We start from the raw sequence: 15,608 nt of genomic DNA, 5'->3' as shown, positions 1-15,608 counted from the left end.
AGTGCTTTAATTAAGTAAATTATTAATCGAACTCAGGTTAACAGGTAAAAACTACACTTTCAAACAAAAAAAGCTGCCTCGGTTTTGAGACGGCTTCAATTTTTTGAACAATCTCTCTTTTCCAATATGAAGAACGAAAGTATTATTTGAATTCTAAACTTAAAAGATTTGTGATCATTTGGGAGTCAGTTAGTTTTTATAACCAAAAAGTATACTTGGGCGCAAGTGAGTAAATAAGTTGATTAAACTATAAATTCGTTTAGATAGCATTATTGGCTCTAGAGTAATATTTTAGATAACTTTGCTAGGATTTTTTTACTGGTCATAAAATAGTATTTATAGAATTGATAAACTATCAGTATTGAAAAGCATAAGATTAAAAATTTCTATAGTTTTATTTTTACTTTATTATCAATCCTCATCTCAGGAGCTAACAGATGGATTTGCGGCTTTGGAGATGTACGATTATTTTAAGGCAAAAAACATCTTCACTGAATTATTACCATCTAAAGCAGCTGGAAGTTCTTATGGGCTCGGCATAATATTTAAGAGAAACGATAATCCCTTCTATGATTTAGAAGAGGCTTATACTTATGGCAGACGAGCATTGAGAGAGTATTCTAATTCTTTTGAAGAGCAACTAAAGGAATTAGATGATCTAGAAATAGGAATACTAGAATTAAAGAGATTAAATGATGATATTGAAACTCTGTTATTTAGTAAACTAAGCGATAATAGCTCACTTGAAGAATTAGGAAAATTCAAAGAGAGATTTCCAAAGTCTAAGCACAAAAAAAAGTTAGACAACCTCATGTCGAACATATTGTACGAGACAGTCGAAAAGGAAAATACAATATCAGCATATAGAGACTTTTACAGACTTTATCCAAATAGTAAATGGGCCAAACAGGCAAAAGATATCTATGAAGATAAGTTGTATTATCACAAGACAAAAAGCGGAGACATCCTCTCATACAGAGATTTTGTATTGACCTACCCAGAAAACAAATGGATCGCAAAGGCTCAAGAAGAAATTTTCAGATTAGCCATAAAAACCAATAATGAAAAGAATTATATCAAATTCTTAAAAAAATTCCCGTATCTGCCTCAATCTGAGATAGCTTGGGCTAAGGTGGAGAGTTTTAGAATAAAAAATTTTAATAACAAGGAGATAATAGATTCTTTCATAAACACCTATCCTAATTATCCTAAAAAGCAAGAGTTATTAGATAAGAGATCTATGATAGATATAGATTTTTTCCCTCTATTAGAAGATGGGAAATACGGTTTTATAAATGATATAGGTGTTGTAAGTGTTGCTCCTGTATATTATTTTGCCCGTAATTTTTCTGAAGAATTAGCCCTTGTAGCTAATGAGACTCACGTTGGATATATAGATAAAAAGGGCAAGACCGTTATCCCATTTAATTTTAATAACGGAAGTGATTTTAAAAATGGATTAGCTGTAGTAGACATAGATGGTAAAAGTGGTGTCATAAATCGTTTTGGGGAATTTATAATCCCTTGTAATTATGACAAGATAGAAATAGGAGATAGCTTTTTATTGGTCAGAGAAGAAAAGAAATACAGTTTTTTTAAACACGATGGAACCAGATTTACCCAAAAGGTATTCGATGTGGCATCGGTCTTTATAAAAGGGCTATCCATAGCAAAAATTGGCAATTATTTTGGAGTCTTAAATGAGAAGCTAGGTGTGTTGATTCCTTTTACATACGATTCTATAGAACGCATTTCTCCTGAATTATTTAAAATGAAAAAAAATGGCAAGTGGTCATTATTCAATGATAAAGGGATGATAATTTCAAAGAAATACAAATATATAGGCGCATTAAGTGAAGAATATATAATGGTTGAAAATAGAGGCAAATACGGATTTCTAAATACTAAAGGCGATGAAGTTATCAGGGCTTCGCTAAGAGTTTTTAAAGATCACAGAAGGACCGCTAATTTTAAAAACGGATATTCCAAGTTTTTTTACAAAGACAAATATGGCATTATAAATAAAAAGGGGAAACAGGTAATACCTAACAAGTATGTAGATATCAAAATAGGAGAAAATGGATTATTTGCCTGTAGGCTAAAAAATTACGGATTTATAAACTCAAAAAACAGACTTATACTCAAACATATATATCAAGATGCTGATACTTTTAAAGACGGCATGACTGTGGTCAAATACAACGGGAAATATGGAGTTATCAATGAAAAAGGCAAAAATATAATTCCTTTTAAGTATAGTGTATTAAAGTCTTTTGTCAAGTCTTTTTTTATAGCTTTTAACGACAATGTAAAAAAAGGATTGATAGATACTGACGATAAGGTTTTAGTTCCAATGGAATACTCTAAAATAGAACTTCTCAAAAATAATATTGCCAAACTTACAAAGGCTAGTGGTGATATACATTATTTTAATCTTATTACCAAGTCTTTTTTGTATCCAATAAGATAATATTAGGGTTTTTGTTAAATGGAAAATTTTGACGACATCTCAATCAGAGACAATATAATTATAAGGGGTGCTAAAACTCACAACTTAAAAAACATATCTCTAACTATTCCTAGAAATAAATTGACTGTTATAACTGGGTTGTCAGGATCAGGAAAATCATCCTTAGCCTTTGATACTCTCTATGCCCAAGGCAGATATAAGTACATAGAGAGTTTGTCTTCTTATGCTCGTCAATTTTTAGGGAAACTAGATAAACCTGATGTTGAATATATAAAGGGGATGTCTCCTGCAATAGCTATAGAACAGAAAGTTAATACTTCTAATCCTAGGTCTACTGTTGGGACTTCATCGGAAGTGTACGATTATATAAAATTACTATTTGCTTCTATTGGAAAAACCTATTCCCCTATCTCTGGAAAACAAGTCAAAAAAGAAGATATAAAAGATGTCTTAAGATGGATAGAAAATCAGAATGAAGGAGATAGAGTATTACTATTGATTAAGATAGTTATATATGAAGGTCAAGAGATAAGAGATATATTGAATAAGTATTTTAATCAAGGTTATATCAGAGTTGAGATAGATGGAAAAGTCTTAGGTATACAAGAGGCTATAGAGAGGGAGAATATAAGAGACTCAGACATATCTATTGTCATAGATCGCTGGGTAATAAAACACGAAAACAGCTTTTATAATAGGGCATCTGATTCTATAGAGACAGCTTTTTCTCAAGGGGAAGGACATTGTATAGTACAAAACTTATCCAGTGGTGAAAATATTTCGTTTTCAAATAAGTTTGAATTAGATGGTCTAACCTTTGAAAAGCCCACTGTAAACACTTTTAATTTTAATAGTCCTATAGGAGCTTGCCCAAAATGCCAAGGCTACGGCAGTATTATAGATGTAGATGAAAACTTAGTTATTCCAAATAAAAATCTTTCGGTATTACAAGGTGCTGTTGCGCCTTGGAGTGGAATCAAACTCTCTAAGCACTTAGATAATTTTATCAGCGGAGCCTATAATAAATTTCCAATAACTCTGCCTTATAAAGATCTTACAAAGGATCAAAAGATGTTTTTATGGGAAGGAGATGGTAAAAGGCTAAAAGGCATAAATTCGTTTTTCGATAAACTGAAGGCAAAAAATTACATTATACAAAATAGAGTTCTTTTATCTAGATACAGAAAAAAAATAGTTTGTAATTCCTGTAATGGCACTAGGTTGAAAACTGATTCTTCCAATATAAAAATAGCTTCTAAAAGTATAGGTGAAATAACACTCATGCCCATAAGCACGTTGAGAGATTTTTTTTTAAAATTAGAGTTATCACATGTGGATAAACAAATATCAAATAGAATTTTAGTAGAGATAAATAACAGGTTAAATGTTTTAACAGAGGTGGGATTGGGTTATCTAACTCTCAATAGAAACTCCAATTCCCTGTCAGGGGGTGAATCACAACGCATAAGATTATCGGCCTCTATAGGGAGCAGTTTAGTCGATTCAGTTTATGTATTAGATGAGCCCAGTATAGGCTTACATTCTAAAAATACAGAAAATCTCATCAAGGTCTTAAAAAAACTGAGAGATATAGGTAATACTGTCGTGGTCGTAGAACACGATGAAGATGTTATAAGGCAGGCTGACAACATAATAGACATAGGGCCGTTAGCTGGAATTAACGGCGGAGAAATAGTGTTTAATGGTCCTTTCGATCAATTAGAAAATTCTGATTCTATCACGGCTAAGTATATTAGTAATAAGTTAAAAATATCCACGCCCAAAATTAGAAGACCTTTTAAAAAACACATTTTAATAACTGGTGCTAGAGATAATAATTTAAAGGATATAGATGTTAGATTTCCGTTGAACACTCTTACTGTAATAACAGGGGTTAGTGGTTCAGGTAAGAGCTCTCTAATTAAAAACGTGTTGTACAACGCCTTGAAAAGGCAGGCAGATAATAATACAACCGATGTAGGTTTATTTGATTCTATAAGTGGAGATCTATCAGAAGTAGAAGAAATAGAGTTAGTAGATCAAAATCCTATAGGAAAATCTTCTAGATCTAATCCAGTTACCTATATAGGAGCCTATGACGAAATTAGACTGTTATTTTCGGCTCAATCTCTGTCTTTAAAAAGAAAATACAAACCTTATCACTTTTCTTTTAATCTAGATGGAGGAAGGTGTGACGAGTGCAAAGGGAAAGGAGAGGTTACAGTAAATATGCAGTTTATGTCAGATATAAACCTAGTATGTGAAAGTTGTAACGGTTCTAGGTTTAAGAGCGAAATCCTAGATGTTAAATTAAATGACAAAAACATAGTCGACCTACTAAATATGAGTATAGATGAGGCTATAGTGTTCTTTAACGATATAGGACAAGTAAAAATATCCAGTCTTTTAGAACCTTTAAAGCAAACGGGAATGGGTTATGTCAAATTAGGACAATCATCTAGTTCTCTGAGTGGAGGAGAATCACAAAGGGTCAAGTTGGCTTATTTTTTATCAAAGGGTAATAAGGCAAAAAAGACAGTTTTTATATTTGATGAACCTACCACAGGATTGCATTTTCACGATGTTAAAAAACTCATCAAAGCCTTTAATGATCTCATAGATAACGGTCATAGCATATTTGTGGTAGAACACAATTTAGATGTGATCAAATCTGCAGATTGGATAATAGACATGGGAAAAGAAGGTGGGAAAAATGGTGGAAATATAATATTTCAAGGTACCCCAGAGGATATGATAAAAGATGAGTATTCTTATACTGCAAAATATCTGAAACAAAAAATATCTTTGTAAAAAAAATACACTTACCAATTTTAAAAAAAATTACACAAATAATGAAATTATTAGAAAATAGAACAGCTGTAATCACTGGAGCTACAAGGGGCATAGGAAAGGGAATAGCACAGAGATTTGCCCAACAGGGAGCTAATGTAATATTCACTTATGTATCTGAATCTTCTAGTAAGATAGCTTTAGACTTAGTTGAAGAATTAACTAAACAAGGAATAAAAGCTAAGGGTTTCAGAGTAGACGCTTCTAAATTTGAGGATAGTCAAAATATGATAGATGAGGTCGTATCTGAATTTGGAGGTGTAGATATTTTGGTAAATAATGCTGGTATCACTCAAGACACATTGTTAATGAGAATGACTAAAGAGCAGTGGGACAAGGTAATAGATGTGAATTTGAGTTCTGTATTTAATATGACAAAAGCCGTACAAAAGAGCATGTTACAAAAGAGAAATGGATCTATTATCAATTTGAGTTCTGTCGTGGGGGTTAGAGGCAATGCAGGTCAGGCTAACTATTCAGCATCAAAAGCTGGAGTGATAGGCTTTACCAAGTCAGTAGCTCTGGAATTGGGTTCTAGAAATATACGTTCTAATGCTATCGCTCCTGGTTTTATCTCTACTGAGATGACTGGCAAACTAGACCCTGAAACTCTACAAAAGTGGGTTAAAGATATTCCATTAAAGAGAGAGGGAACCACAAGTGATGTAGCTGACGTAGCATTGTTTTTAGCTTCTGATATGTCTAAATACGTGACTGGACAGGTCATACACGTATGTGGAGGTATGCTGACCTAAATTTTATTTGAAATGCTTTTTTACAGGCTTAATATTTATACTTGATAATCTTTTAAAAGACGCCCTTGGGTTAGATCTCTGTATAGTTTCTCATTTTCAATATCTATTATAATTTGAGATTTTTTGTAAAAAATCTCTCTTTCTTTGAGGTGAGCTTCTATATATTTTTCTAAAACATCATCAGCTAGATTAGCTATGACAGGGCGTTTGCTCTTTTGAGATTTTAAACGATAATAGAGCGATTTAGCTTCCATTTTCAAATAAATAGTGACGCCATTTTTATTCATCAGATTCATGTTTTGCGCATAACAGGGAGAGCCTCCACCTGTGGAAAGTATAAATCCACAATTTTTGTCTAAAATCTCTTTTAGGCATTCGGTTTCTAATTCTCTGAAATACTGTTGCCCTTTTTCATCGAAAATATCTGTGATTTCCATATGTTGTTTTAACTCTATATATCTATCTAAATCTATAAAATCTAAATTCATAACCTTAGACAAAGCAGAACCTATAGTCGTTTTGCCACAACCCATATAACCTATTAGAATAATTTTCTCCATTAAACTTTTATTGTAAAAAAGTCAAAAATTAGATATTTCTATTATTTAGGAGTCTTTTTAAAATCTTTTATCTTATTTAAATAAGATGTTTTCTTTTCTGGATATTTTAATATTAGGATATTAAAAGCTTCTTCTGCCTTGTCGTATTTACCCTGTTTTATATACATATGTGCTAGAGTTTCTGTCATAATAGTATTGTTTTCTACAATGCTATTTTCTGCTAGATAAGCGTTATCAGATTTTACTTTTTTCAGATTACTTGTGTATTTGGGAATATTAGATATAAAATCATCTATTATTTTAATCTTGTGCTCTAAGCTCATGATAGTATCCTTGTAGCCATTGGAGTTTAACCTCTTATTTAGAATGTAATTATTGGTATAAGGTAACTTCAACCACTTATTAAAAGAATGTAACTCAGAGTTTAAAAGAGATATTTCTGTTATTTGGTCTGTGTAATTAGAATCAGACAATACAATAGTTTGCTCATTTTTTATGGGCTTTATATCTATCTGATCTTCTTGAGTAGTGGATTCTGTAAATTTCTTTTCAGGGGCAATCATAGCATCCTTTGTTATGAATTCGAATAAGTGCTTTCTATCTACCGAGTAAGCTGCTGCCTTTTTTAATTGAATATTATATCTAAAACTATCGGTTTTTTGTAAGCCCTTTAGATATAATATCTGTGCAGTTTGAAAATATGGATACTCCCTTACTATATCTAATAAGTTTTCTATATCTGATTTTAAGATATTAGAATTAGGATCTTTTATTATTTGGGTGAATCTAGATATTTGCATCCTACCACTTTTCTACCGAATCAGCAAATATTCGGTCTATTAGTTTAGCTGTGATGAGATCTATCAGATTGCCCTCTACACTAGTAAAATCTTTATCCTTGTTAAATTTCTCAAAATCACTATAGGTATTTTCGAAGTTTTCTTTTTCGTCTATCTCATTGTAAAAACGGACTTTTATAGTTATAGTTAGTCTGTTAAAAGCAGCCGTATTATTTGCTTGTGCATCGTCGGGAGTAATTTCATACTTAGTTATTTCTCCTTCAAATTTTAAATCTCCTCCGTTTTTTGTCAATTTTAAATTGGTCTGATCTGTAAATCTAGTTTGTAGATCATTAGTTAGTTTTCTGCTCAATGCAGGATTGATTAAAGGAGCATAATTTGGAAAATAATCTACTTGTACGCTCTTGACATCAGGAGAGATAGAAGTTCCCGAAAAGGTATATATTCCACATGAGCTAGCCATTAGCGAGGTAAGCAGCATTGAGTGAATTTTTAATTTTTTCATCGTAGAAATACATTTTTTTTTATAGGCTTTATAAATCATATTGTTTTATTTTTCTATATAAGGTTCTTTCAGAAATCCCCAATTCTAAAGCTGCTTTTTTTCTCTTACCTCTGTGTTTTTTCAGTGATGTTTTTATCATGTGTTTTTCTTTAGTTTGGAGCGAGAGAGGTTTTATATTTTCATCTGTATCTTCATATGTGTCCTCATCAAAGGCGTCTATATTTTCAATGTCTATAGATTCGTATGATGTGGGTAATGATTTTATCTCAAGAAGATCTTTTTTATTGTCATTGCTCTGATCGTTAATACTACTATATAGGTTTAGTATCATTTTTTCTATTTGCTCTATATCTTCTATTTTTTGTCCACTCTTGATGTTTTTTATCAGCTGTAAGACTATCTTTTTAATATTTTCAATCTCATTTTTCATATTAAAAAGCACTTTGTAGAATACTTCTTTATCCTCTAGAGAATCTTTTTTATCAGGATTATGTATCACTGTCAGATCTTTGGAAATACTATCTTTTAAATAGTTGCTCAATACTTCCTCGGAGACCATCCTGTTTTGTTCCATCACAGATAATTCTTCTACAAAGTTTTTGAGTTGTCTTATATTTCCGTACCAAGGGTAGTTTTCTAATTTCGATACAGCATCTTCTAGTAGCCTTATAGTTGGAATTTTATATTTATCTGAAAACTCCAATGCAAATTTTTTAAACAGCAGATATATATCTTCTCTTCGTTCTCTCAAGCTGGGAATGGATATATTTACTGTATTTAACCTGTAGTATAGATCTTCTCTGAATCTGTTTTTTTTTATAGCCTCTTTCATATTCACATTTGTAGCAGCTATTATTCTAACGTCTGTCTTCATCGGATTAGAGCTTCCTACTTTTATGAATTCTCCGTTTTCTAAAACTCTCAATAATCTAGCTTGGGTGGTCAGGGGCAGCTCTCCTACTTCATCTAAGAATATAGTTCCTCGGTTGGCTTCTTCAAAATAACCTTTTCTACTCCCTATAGCTCCAGTGAAAGATCCTTTTTCATGCCCAAATAACTCACTGTCTATAGTCCCTTCAGGAATAGCCCCACAGTTGACAGCTATGTAATTAGAGTGTTTTCTATTTGACAGATGGTGTATTAGTTTTGGGATACTCTCTTTTCCAACACCACTCTCTCCTGTAACTAATACAGAAATATCAGAAGAAGCCACTCTAATGGCCCTGTCTATAGCTCTATCTAAGGAGATACTATTGCCTATAATCCCAAATCTTTTTTTAACTTCTTTTATAGATAACATAGCATTAGGTATAAAAAAGATACTCTAAATGTAAGATTAAACAGCTTTTCCCATAAGCGTAGAACTAGAACAATCTTCTATTAATACATTTACTATATCTCCAACTTTATATTTTCCTTTTTCAAATATCACTCCAATATTTTGAGAGGTTCTTCCAAACAGATGCTCTTTAGACTTTTTGGATACCTTTTCGACTAAAATTTCTTTTACTTGACCAATGGTCTGCATATTTCGGTAAAGAGAATGTTTCTGTTGTAATTCTATGACTTGTTCTAATCTTCTCTGTTTTGTGCTTTCTGGAACATCATCTTCAAATCTCCTACTCGCTAGAGTTTTAGGTCTAACGGAGTATTTAAACATAAAACCAAAAGAATATTTAACTCTTTCCATAAGAGCCAAAGTATTTAGGTGATCTTCCTCGGTTTCGGTAGGATATCCTATTATCATATCGTGAGAGAGTAGACATCCTGGAATTATCCTCTCTATCTTTTCTATTAATTTCAAGTAATAATTAATGTCATGACCTCTGTTCATATGTTTCAATATTCTATCGCTTCCAGATTGTACAGGCAAGTGAATGTGTTTACATATGTTGTCGTGTCTAGCAATGGTGTACAAGACATCTTCTTTCATATCTTGAGGATTCGATGTGGAGAATCTTATACGCATATTAGGCACTGATTGGGCCACCATCTCGAGTAATTGAGAGAAAGATATAGCCGTTGCCTTTGCCATTTCATCAGCTTTTACAAAATCTTTTTTTCTACCCCCACCATACCAGAGATAAGAATCAACATTTTGACCTAAAAGAGTGACCTCTTTATATCCATTTTCATATAAGCTTACACACTCTTGTATTATAGTTATAGGATCTCTACTTCTCTCTCTTCCCCGGGTAAATGGCACTACGCAAAATGTACACATATTATCGCATCCTCTAGTGATAGAGACAAAGGCACTGACTCCTGTTTTGCTTAGCCTGACGGGATTTATATCTGCATAAGTCTCATCTTTAGAGAGTATTACGTTGACGGCATTTTTTCCCTCTTCAGCCTCTTGCACCAAATTGGGAAGATCTCTGTAAGCATCTGGTCCTACGACTATGTCTACTATCTTCTCTTGTTCTAAAAGTCTAGATTTAAGTCGTTCAGCCATACATCCTAAGACACCGATGGTTATAGAAGGATCGTTTTTTTTCAAGACATTAAATTGAGACAATCTCTTGTGAATGGTCTGTTCGGCCTTATCTCGTATAGAACAAGTATTTAAGAGTATTAGACTTGCCTCTTCCAACTTAGAAGTGATGCTAAAACCAACTTCAGATAGTATAGAAACTACAATTTCACTATCAGAAAAATTCATTTGACATCCATAGCTTTCTATATAGAGGTTTCTCTTTTTTCTACTCTCTTGAATTTCAGGGATCATGGGCAATACATTGATTTTTTTAATACAGGAAGTTATACTAAAAACGCAAATTTACGACTATTTAATTTACAGGATATGCCATGAGGATTTTATTTTAATAACTAATGTGGAATTGGAAAAGTATCGATTTTAAATGTATATTCGCAGCGGTTATATCATATATAAAACAAGGATATTTTGAATAACACTACTTTATTTTTTTTAGTTAAAAACTTATTTACTTTATAATCATGTCTTTTGAACTACCAAAATTAGATTACACGTTTGATGCTTTAGAACCTTATATAGATGCCGAGACAATGCGTATTCATTACGAAAAACATCACAATGCCTACGTAACAAATCTCAATGCGGCTATTGCCAATACAGATTTAGAGGGCAAAAGTATAGAATATGTGATGCAAAATATTCCACAGTCTAATTCTAATGCCATAAGAAATAATGGAGGGGGGCATTATAATCACACTTTATTTTGGTCGGTGATTTCTAATGAGGGAAATACAGAACCTGTTGGTGATGTTAAAGATGCTATCACTAGTACTTTTGGTTCTTTTGAATCTTTTAAGGAAGAATTTTCCAAGGCTGCTATGACTCGCTTTGGTTCGGGGTGGGCTTGGTTGTGTGTACACAAAGGTGGAGGATTATCTGTATGTTCTACACCTAATCAAGATAACCCCCTTATGAATTTAGAAGGGATATCTTGTTGCAATAGTGCTACCCCTAGTTGTGATGGAACGCCAATATTAGGATTAGATGTTTGGGAACACGCTTATTATTTAAAATACCAAAATAGAAGATTAGAGTACGTAAGTGCTTTTTTCAATATTATAGATTGGAAGAAGGTATCTGACAGATACAACTCTGGAAAGTAACCATTTATTTAAAATATTAATTCTATAGACCTATGCATAATAATCTTATTAAATTCCACAGAATTTTCAACACTTGCCTGGTAATATTATCAATTTTTGTTTTTGCCTCTTGTAAAGAAACAGCCAAATCAAGTTTAAAGGAAGAGGATAAAAATAAAAGCCAGGATTATCACTCTTATCAAAACAAAAATTTCCATTCCGTTGTTGATGTAAAACCTGTCTCAGACGGACAAGTAAAAAATATAATACTTATGATAGGCGATGGAATGGGACTTGCACAGATTTTCTCAGGGATTACAGCTAATAAGGGACATTTGAATATAGAAAAAACTACTCATATTGGATTTTCAAAAACACATAGTTCAAGTCATTACATTACTGATTCTGCAGCGGCAGGTACAGCTATTTCAACTGGAAAAAAAACATACAACAAGGCTATAGGTGTAGATGATGATAAGAATAAGATAAAAACTATTCTAGAAATTGCCAATGAGAATGGATTAGGTACGGGTTTAGTATCTACATCTACGATTGTACATGCCACTCCAGCCTCTTTTATATCACATCAACCCAACAGAGAAATGTATGAAGAAATAGCTAAAGATTTTCTCGATACAGATATAAATGTCGTCATAGGAGGAGGCAGAGATAGTTTTAATAAGCGTAAGGACGACATCAATCTTTTAGAAAAATTTCGCAAGAAAGGATATGAAGTTGTAGAAACTCAAAAAGATATGGAATCTGTAAACTCTGGGAGACTACTGGCTCTGTTGAGTCCTGGGCATATGGATAGATACTCAAAGAGAGGCGATGTTTTAGTGAATTCATCTCTTAAGGCCATTGAGCTCTTAAATAAGGAAGAAAAGGGTTTTTTCTTAATGATAGAAGGGGCTCAGATAGATTGGGGAGGTCATTCAAATGATATAAGTCTTGTAGTTGAAGAAATGTTAGATTTTGACAGAGCTATAGGAGAGGTCTTGAAATTTGCCGAAAAAGACAAAAATACTTTAGTAATTATAACTGCCGATCACGAAACGGGAGGTCTTTCCATACACGATGGAGATCATGATGGTAGATTAGAAAGTACATTTGCATCTAAAGAACATACTTCTATTATGGTTCCAGTCTTTGCCTATGGCCCTAAATCAGAGGTTTTTAAAGGCTTTTATCAGAACACAGAAATTTTTAAAAAAATGATAGAAGCTTATGGTGATTTAAAATAAAATAATACTATATTTGCACCTTCTTAAGTTAAGGGTTAAGACCTGATAGCTCAGCTGGTAGAGCATCTCCCTTTTAAGGAGAGGGTCCTGGGTTCGAGTCCCAGTCAGGTCACACTCTAATATCTCCCCAACAGGGGCCTACATAAAAGCACTTCCCCTACTCGGGATAAAAAGGCTTCAAAAACACTTCCTTACTCGAAAAGTACTTTCCTACTCGATAAAAATACTTCAAAAATACTTACTACTCGATAAAAACGCTTTTCTACTGGATAAGAATACCTGCCTAAAGGGCAAATAAGATTTACATCAACAATTCCTAGTTACTTAATTTTTTTACCTACTCAAATAGTTACCGCTAGACCGTTGCGTTTTTAACATAATTATTTGAAAAGGCTTTCAAAATCATGACCCAACTTTTTTTTATTAAAGTCAAAAAAATATAAATGACAAATGGTTTTTTGACACTATCGTGAAAAGTGTGTGAAGCTACCTTTTAATTTTTCTCTTTTTAATCTTTATTTTGGTAGATAAGCCCTATTAAAGAGAGCTAAAACTATTTAAACTCCTAATCAGAGCCTTTATTCAAAAGGTAGCTAAGAACCTGAATTCGATTAATAAAATCGCTTGAATCTTTTTAAATTTATTGGAATTTAATAGGTTGCTAGTGTGGTTATTGGTATCCTTTAGTTTATACAGCAGTAAAACAAAAAAGAAGCTGTCTCAAAACCGAGGCAGCTTTTTTATTTACACACTTTACGCGATAGTGTCGTTTACTGTAATAATGAATCAATCTATGATCTCGTTCTAGTTTTTCAAGCATGATTAAAGAGCCATCAGAACTAATTTCTGATGATGAAAAATTTAATTCAACAGAAGTTCTCCCCCTATAAAATAATGTGTTTTTATTCCTCATTTTTGGGCTATATCTAAAGTGGTGAATTTTTGATTAAAACCTTTTAAAATTAACACTTTATACCCAATATTGAAAGGTAACTATGAATAATCCAGGTTAACCTGGATTATTCACAGTCATATTAAAATAGATTAGACGTGATATTTTTTAATTAACTTTTTTACTAATCAAACAAAACTCGTCTTCTTTGTAGTTTTTTTTGCACCATTTTTTAACACGATAATGATCTTTTTTTAGTGTTTTTACATGGTTTTTTAACGACAGAAACGTAACTATCCCAAGGTTGTTCATTTCACAAATAAACAACCCGCTACTGAGTAATAATTTCCCGAAATAAACCCTTGTAAACAAAAGATTTAGATAATTGGTAATAGATTCGCCTTTTGGTAATTTTAATCGTTACTCCTACCTTCAAAAGATAAGTTCTAATTGAACTGATTAATCATTTTTTAGCTACTTCAAATCTTGTTTTCTTTATCTTTTGTTTGAGTAATAAAAACATTTCATAGGCAAGACTACTTATCATAAGTCGAAAAAAATTAGCAAGAAAACTATGATTTGACAAACGATCAGAAAAACACATATTTTTAACTTCTTTAATTCTATTTTCACTTGAATCACCTCTTTTAACATAAAAGTCAAAGTAAATTTCTCTAGCATTCTTTTGGGGAATATTACTAGAAAAATGCCTTATGTTCATCCCTAATCCAGTACTCTCAACTTTAGAATAGCACTGTTGAGGCTTATGCTAACTCTTAGCTTTGTACCTGAAACTGATAAAATGTTGGTGCTTCTCTCCCTGATCTAAATACATTTTTTTTACAGCATTTTTTGACCGAGATACCTTTCTTTTTAAAACTTCATTGCTCGCTATGCCTGTCACATATAGTAAATCAAAATCATCTACTAATTGGTAAAAAGGAGCGCAACTAAAGCCGCTATCACTTCTAATAATTATTTCCATATCTGGGTAACTCTCACGTATTTTCATAATTATTCGCTTTAAAATATTCACATGCCATTTATTAGAATGACTGTTTCCTGGGCGGAGTACAGGAAGAATAATCTGCCCTGTATCTCCATCATGAAAAAAATAGTTCATTGTACATGAATTGACCATAATAACTGTTAAACATTGACAATTGTTGACTGCCATGAGTTGGATCATCGGTTGAATCTACGTCAATAACTATTCTCTTGCGACCAGATAAACTTGAAATATATTTGTATAACCACGCATGACAAAACTTAAAAACAGCCTGTTTATCAAAGCTATTCTCAAATCTTGATATAGTAGGTTGAGAGGCCAAATCACCTTGAAGAACATCTTTGAATAAAGGATCGTTCTGTAAATGATTAACATCATTGGCGTCTTCATAGCCTAACATGATCATATAAATCCTTTGCTGTAACTGTNNCTTTATGGTATAAGTAATAAATCTAGAGTCTCGAGTATCAGGCAAAAGTTTACTGTAATAATGAATCAATCTATGATCTCGTTCTAGTTTTTCAAGCATGATTAAAGAGCCATCAGAACTAATTTCTGATGATGAAAAATTTAATTCAACAGAAGTTCTCCCTCTATAAAATAATGTGTTTTTATTCCTCATTTTTGGGCTATATCTAAAGTGGTGAATTTTTGATTAAAACCTTTTAAAATTAACACTTTATACCCAATATTGAAAGGTAACTATGAATAATCCAGGTTAAGGGGACTTTCTTCTTCGCATTTTTGAGCAATTGACAAACGTAATATGTCAAAAATTTTGTTGATAGTATAACGACTTGCATTAGTCAAATTACTAGCTTTTTTAGCTTCAATATCCATGCAAAATAGTCCCAAAATAGACCTAATTTTTACCTCTACAAATTCTCAAACGAATTGTATACTAATTTTTCATATATAACATAAGGGGTTACACGCATGTAAAT

The 15,608-nt window shown here is 32.3% G+C and carries 13 protein-coding genes, 1 tRNA gene and 2 pseudogenes; 6 read left to right on the top strand and 10 right to left on the bottom strand.

The genetic code is table 11. The features are described 5' to 3' along the window. Positions 1 to 361: 361 nt before the first annotated feature. The 3 genes from JBKA6_RS00305 to fabG are packed head-to-tail and all read left to right on the top strand — an operon-like array spanning position 362 to position 6,075. Positions 362 to 2,470 carry a WG repeat-containing protein gene (locus tag JBKA6_RS00305; protein ID WP_096684637.1) on the top strand — a complete coding sequence of 703 codons (2,109 nt, stop codon included), beginning with the start codon at positions 362 to 364 and terminating at the stop codon, positions 2,468 to 2,470. 18 nt (positions 2,471 to 2,488) lie between these two features. Then, entirely contained in the window at positions 2,489 to 5,281 is a 2,793-nt protein-coding gene (uvrA, locus tag JBKA6_RS00300) for an excinuclease ABC subunit UvrA (protein WP_096684635.1), read from the top strand. Between the two features lie 41 nt (positions 5,282 to 5,322). Beyond that, entirely contained in the window at positions 5,323 to 6,075 is a 753-nt protein-coding gene (fabG, locus tag JBKA6_RS00295) for a 3-oxoacyl-[acyl-carrier-protein] reductase (RefSeq protein WP_096684633.1), read from the top strand. A gap of 35 nt (positions 6,076 to 6,110) precedes the next feature. Here fabG and JBKA6_RS00290 read toward each other — a convergent pair whose 3' ends face one another. Genes JBKA6_RS00290 through miaB form a run of 5 tightly spaced genes read right to left on the bottom strand, consistent with a single transcriptional unit; the run spans position 6,111 to position 10,668 of the window. Continuing rightward, positions 6,111 to 6,635, bottom strand: a complete 525-nt coding sequence (locus tag JBKA6_RS00290; protein ID WP_096684631.1) for a shikimate kinase — start codon at positions 6,633 to 6,635, stop codon at positions 6,111 to 6,113. Between the two features lie 41 nt (positions 6,636 to 6,676). Beyond that, positions 6,677 to 7,435: a hypothetical protein gene (locus JBKA6_RS00285; RefSeq protein ID WP_096684629.1), complete on the bottom strand. Its 759-nt coding sequence runs from the start codon at positions 7,433 to 7,435 to the stop codon at positions 6,677 to 6,679. A gap of 1 nt (position 7,436) precedes the next feature. After that, the gene (locus JBKA6_RS00280; protein ID WP_231952054.1) at positions 7,437 to 7,916 is read right to left on the bottom strand and encodes an LptE family protein; all 480 of its coding nucleotides are present in this window, start codon (positions 7,914 to 7,916) and stop codon (positions 7,437 to 7,439) included. A 52-nt stretch (positions 7,917 to 7,968) separates the two neighbouring features. Next, positions 7,969 to 9,240 (bottom strand): sigma 54-interacting transcriptional regulator, encoded by a 1,272-nt coding sequence (locus JBKA6_RS00275; RefSeq protein WP_096684625.1) that lies wholly within the window; start codon positions 9,238 to 9,240, stop codon positions 7,969 to 7,971. Positions 9,241 to 9,276: 36 nt separating this feature from the next. Next, on the bottom strand, positions 9,277 to 10,668 hold the full coding sequence (gene miaB / locus JBKA6_RS00270; protein WP_096684623.1) for a tRNA (N6-isopentenyl adenosine(37)-C2)-methylthiotransferase MiaB: 1,392 nt from the start codon (positions 10,666 to 10,668) through the stop codon (positions 9,277 to 9,279). Positions 10,669 to 10,898: 230 nt separating this feature from the next. Between miaB and JBKA6_RS00265 the strand changes: the two genes are divergently transcribed. The 3 genes from JBKA6_RS00265 to JBKA6_RS00255 all read left to right on the top strand — a co-directional run bounded on the left by JBKA6_RS00265 (position 10,899) and on the right by JBKA6_RS00255 (position 12,875). Next, positions 10,899 to 11,540 (top strand): superoxide dismutase, encoded by a 642-nt coding sequence (locus JBKA6_RS00265; protein WP_096684621.1) that lies wholly within the window; start codon positions 10,899 to 10,901, stop codon positions 11,538 to 11,540. Between the two features lie 32 nt (positions 11,541 to 11,572). Next, a complete protein-coding gene (locus JBKA6_RS00260; RefSeq protein ID WP_197703104.1) occupies positions 11,573 to 12,763 on the top strand; it encodes an alkaline phosphatase in 1,191 nt (396 codons plus the stop codon). 39 nt (positions 12,764 to 12,802) lie between these two features. Continuing rightward, positions 12,803 to 12,875 (top strand) — tRNA-Lys (locus tag JBKA6_RS00255). A 576-nt stretch (positions 12,876 to 13,451) separates the two neighbouring features. On the opposite strand, the gene JBKA6_RS07410 is transcribed toward JBKA6_RS00255, so the two are convergent. From JBKA6_RS07410 to JBKA6_RS07405, 5 genes and pseudogenes are all read right to left on the bottom strand, one after another. Next, on the bottom strand, positions 13,452 to 13,676 hold the full coding sequence (locus JBKA6_RS07410; RefSeq protein ID WP_157776843.1) for a hypothetical protein: 225 nt from the start codon (positions 13,674 to 13,676) through the stop codon (positions 13,452 to 13,454). 442 nt (positions 13,677 to 14,118) lie between these two features. Then, positions 14,119 to 14,406 (bottom strand): annotated as a pseudogene (locus JBKA6_RS08035) (transposase); the annotation flags it as partial. A gap of 18 nt (positions 14,407 to 14,424) precedes the next feature. Beyond that, a complete protein-coding gene (locus tag JBKA6_RS08030; protein ID WP_157776842.1) occupies positions 14,425 to 14,778 on the bottom strand; it encodes a transposase in 354 nt (117 codons plus the stop codon). Next, positions 14,759 to 15,193, bottom strand: a complete 435-nt coding sequence (locus JBKA6_RS00240) for a transposase (protein ID WP_449404348.1) — start codon at positions 15,191 to 15,193, stop codon at positions 14,759 to 14,761. Before JBKA6_RS00240 ends, JBKA6_RS08030 begins: the two co-directional genes overlap by 20 nt. 188 nt (positions 15,194 to 15,381) lie before the next feature. Next, a pseudogene (locus JBKA6_RS07405) lies at positions 15,382 to 15,531 on the bottom strand (IS1595-like element ISIse1 family transposase); the annotation flags it as partial. Positions 15,532 to 15,608 lie beyond the last annotated feature (77 nt).

Source organism: Ichthyobacterium seriolicida, assembly GCF_002369955.1.
Lineage (GTDB): Bacteria > Bacteroidota > Bacteroidia > Flavobacteriales > Ichthyobacteriaceae > Ichthyobacterium > Ichthyobacterium seriolicida.
This window is presented reverse-complemented; position numbering and strand designations above follow the sequence as displayed.

Bases quoted from the DNA above. Each gene is read 5' to 3' on its own strand.
- miaB (WP_096684623.1), bottom strand. From the start codon at position 10,668: ATGATCCCTGAAATTCAAGAGAGTAGAAAAAAGAGAAACCTCTATATA.
- JBKA6_RS00260 (WP_197703104.1), top strand. From the start codon at position 11,573: ATGCATAATAATCTTATTAAATTCCACAGAATTTTCAACACTTGCCTG.
- JBKA6_RS08030 (WP_157776842.1), bottom strand. From the start codon at position 14,778: ATGAACTATTTTTTTCATGATGGAGATACAGGGCAGATTATTCTTCCT.
- JBKA6_RS00280 (WP_231952054.1), bottom strand. From the start codon at position 7,916: ATGCTGCTTACCTCGCTAATGGCTAGCTCATGTGGAATATATACCTTT.
- fabG (WP_096684633.1), top strand. From the start codon at position 5,323: ATGAAATTATTAGAAAATAGAACAGCTGTAATCACTGGAGCTACAAGG.
- JBKA6_RS00275 (WP_096684625.1), bottom strand. From the start codon at position 9,240: ATGTTATCTATAAAAGAAGTTAAAAAAAGATTTGGGATTATAGGCAAT.
- JBKA6_RS00265 (WP_096684621.1), top strand. From the start codon at position 10,899: ATGTCTTTTGAACTACCAAAATTAGATTACACGTTTGATGCTTTAGAA.
- JBKA6_RS00290 (WP_096684631.1), bottom strand. From the start codon at position 6,635: ATGGAGAAAATTATTCTAATAGGTTATATGGGTTGTGGCAAAACGACT.
- JBKA6_RS00285 (WP_096684629.1), bottom strand. From the start codon at position 7,435: ATGCAAATATCTAGATTCACCCAAATAATAAAAGATCCTAATTCTAAT.
- uvrA (WP_096684635.1), top strand. From the start codon at position 2,489: ATGGAAAATTTTGACGACATCTCAATCAGAGACAATATAATTATAAGG.
- JBKA6_RS07410 (WP_157776843.1), bottom strand. From the start codon at position 13,676: ATGAGGAATAAAAACACATTATTTTATAGGGGGAGAACTTCTGTTGAA.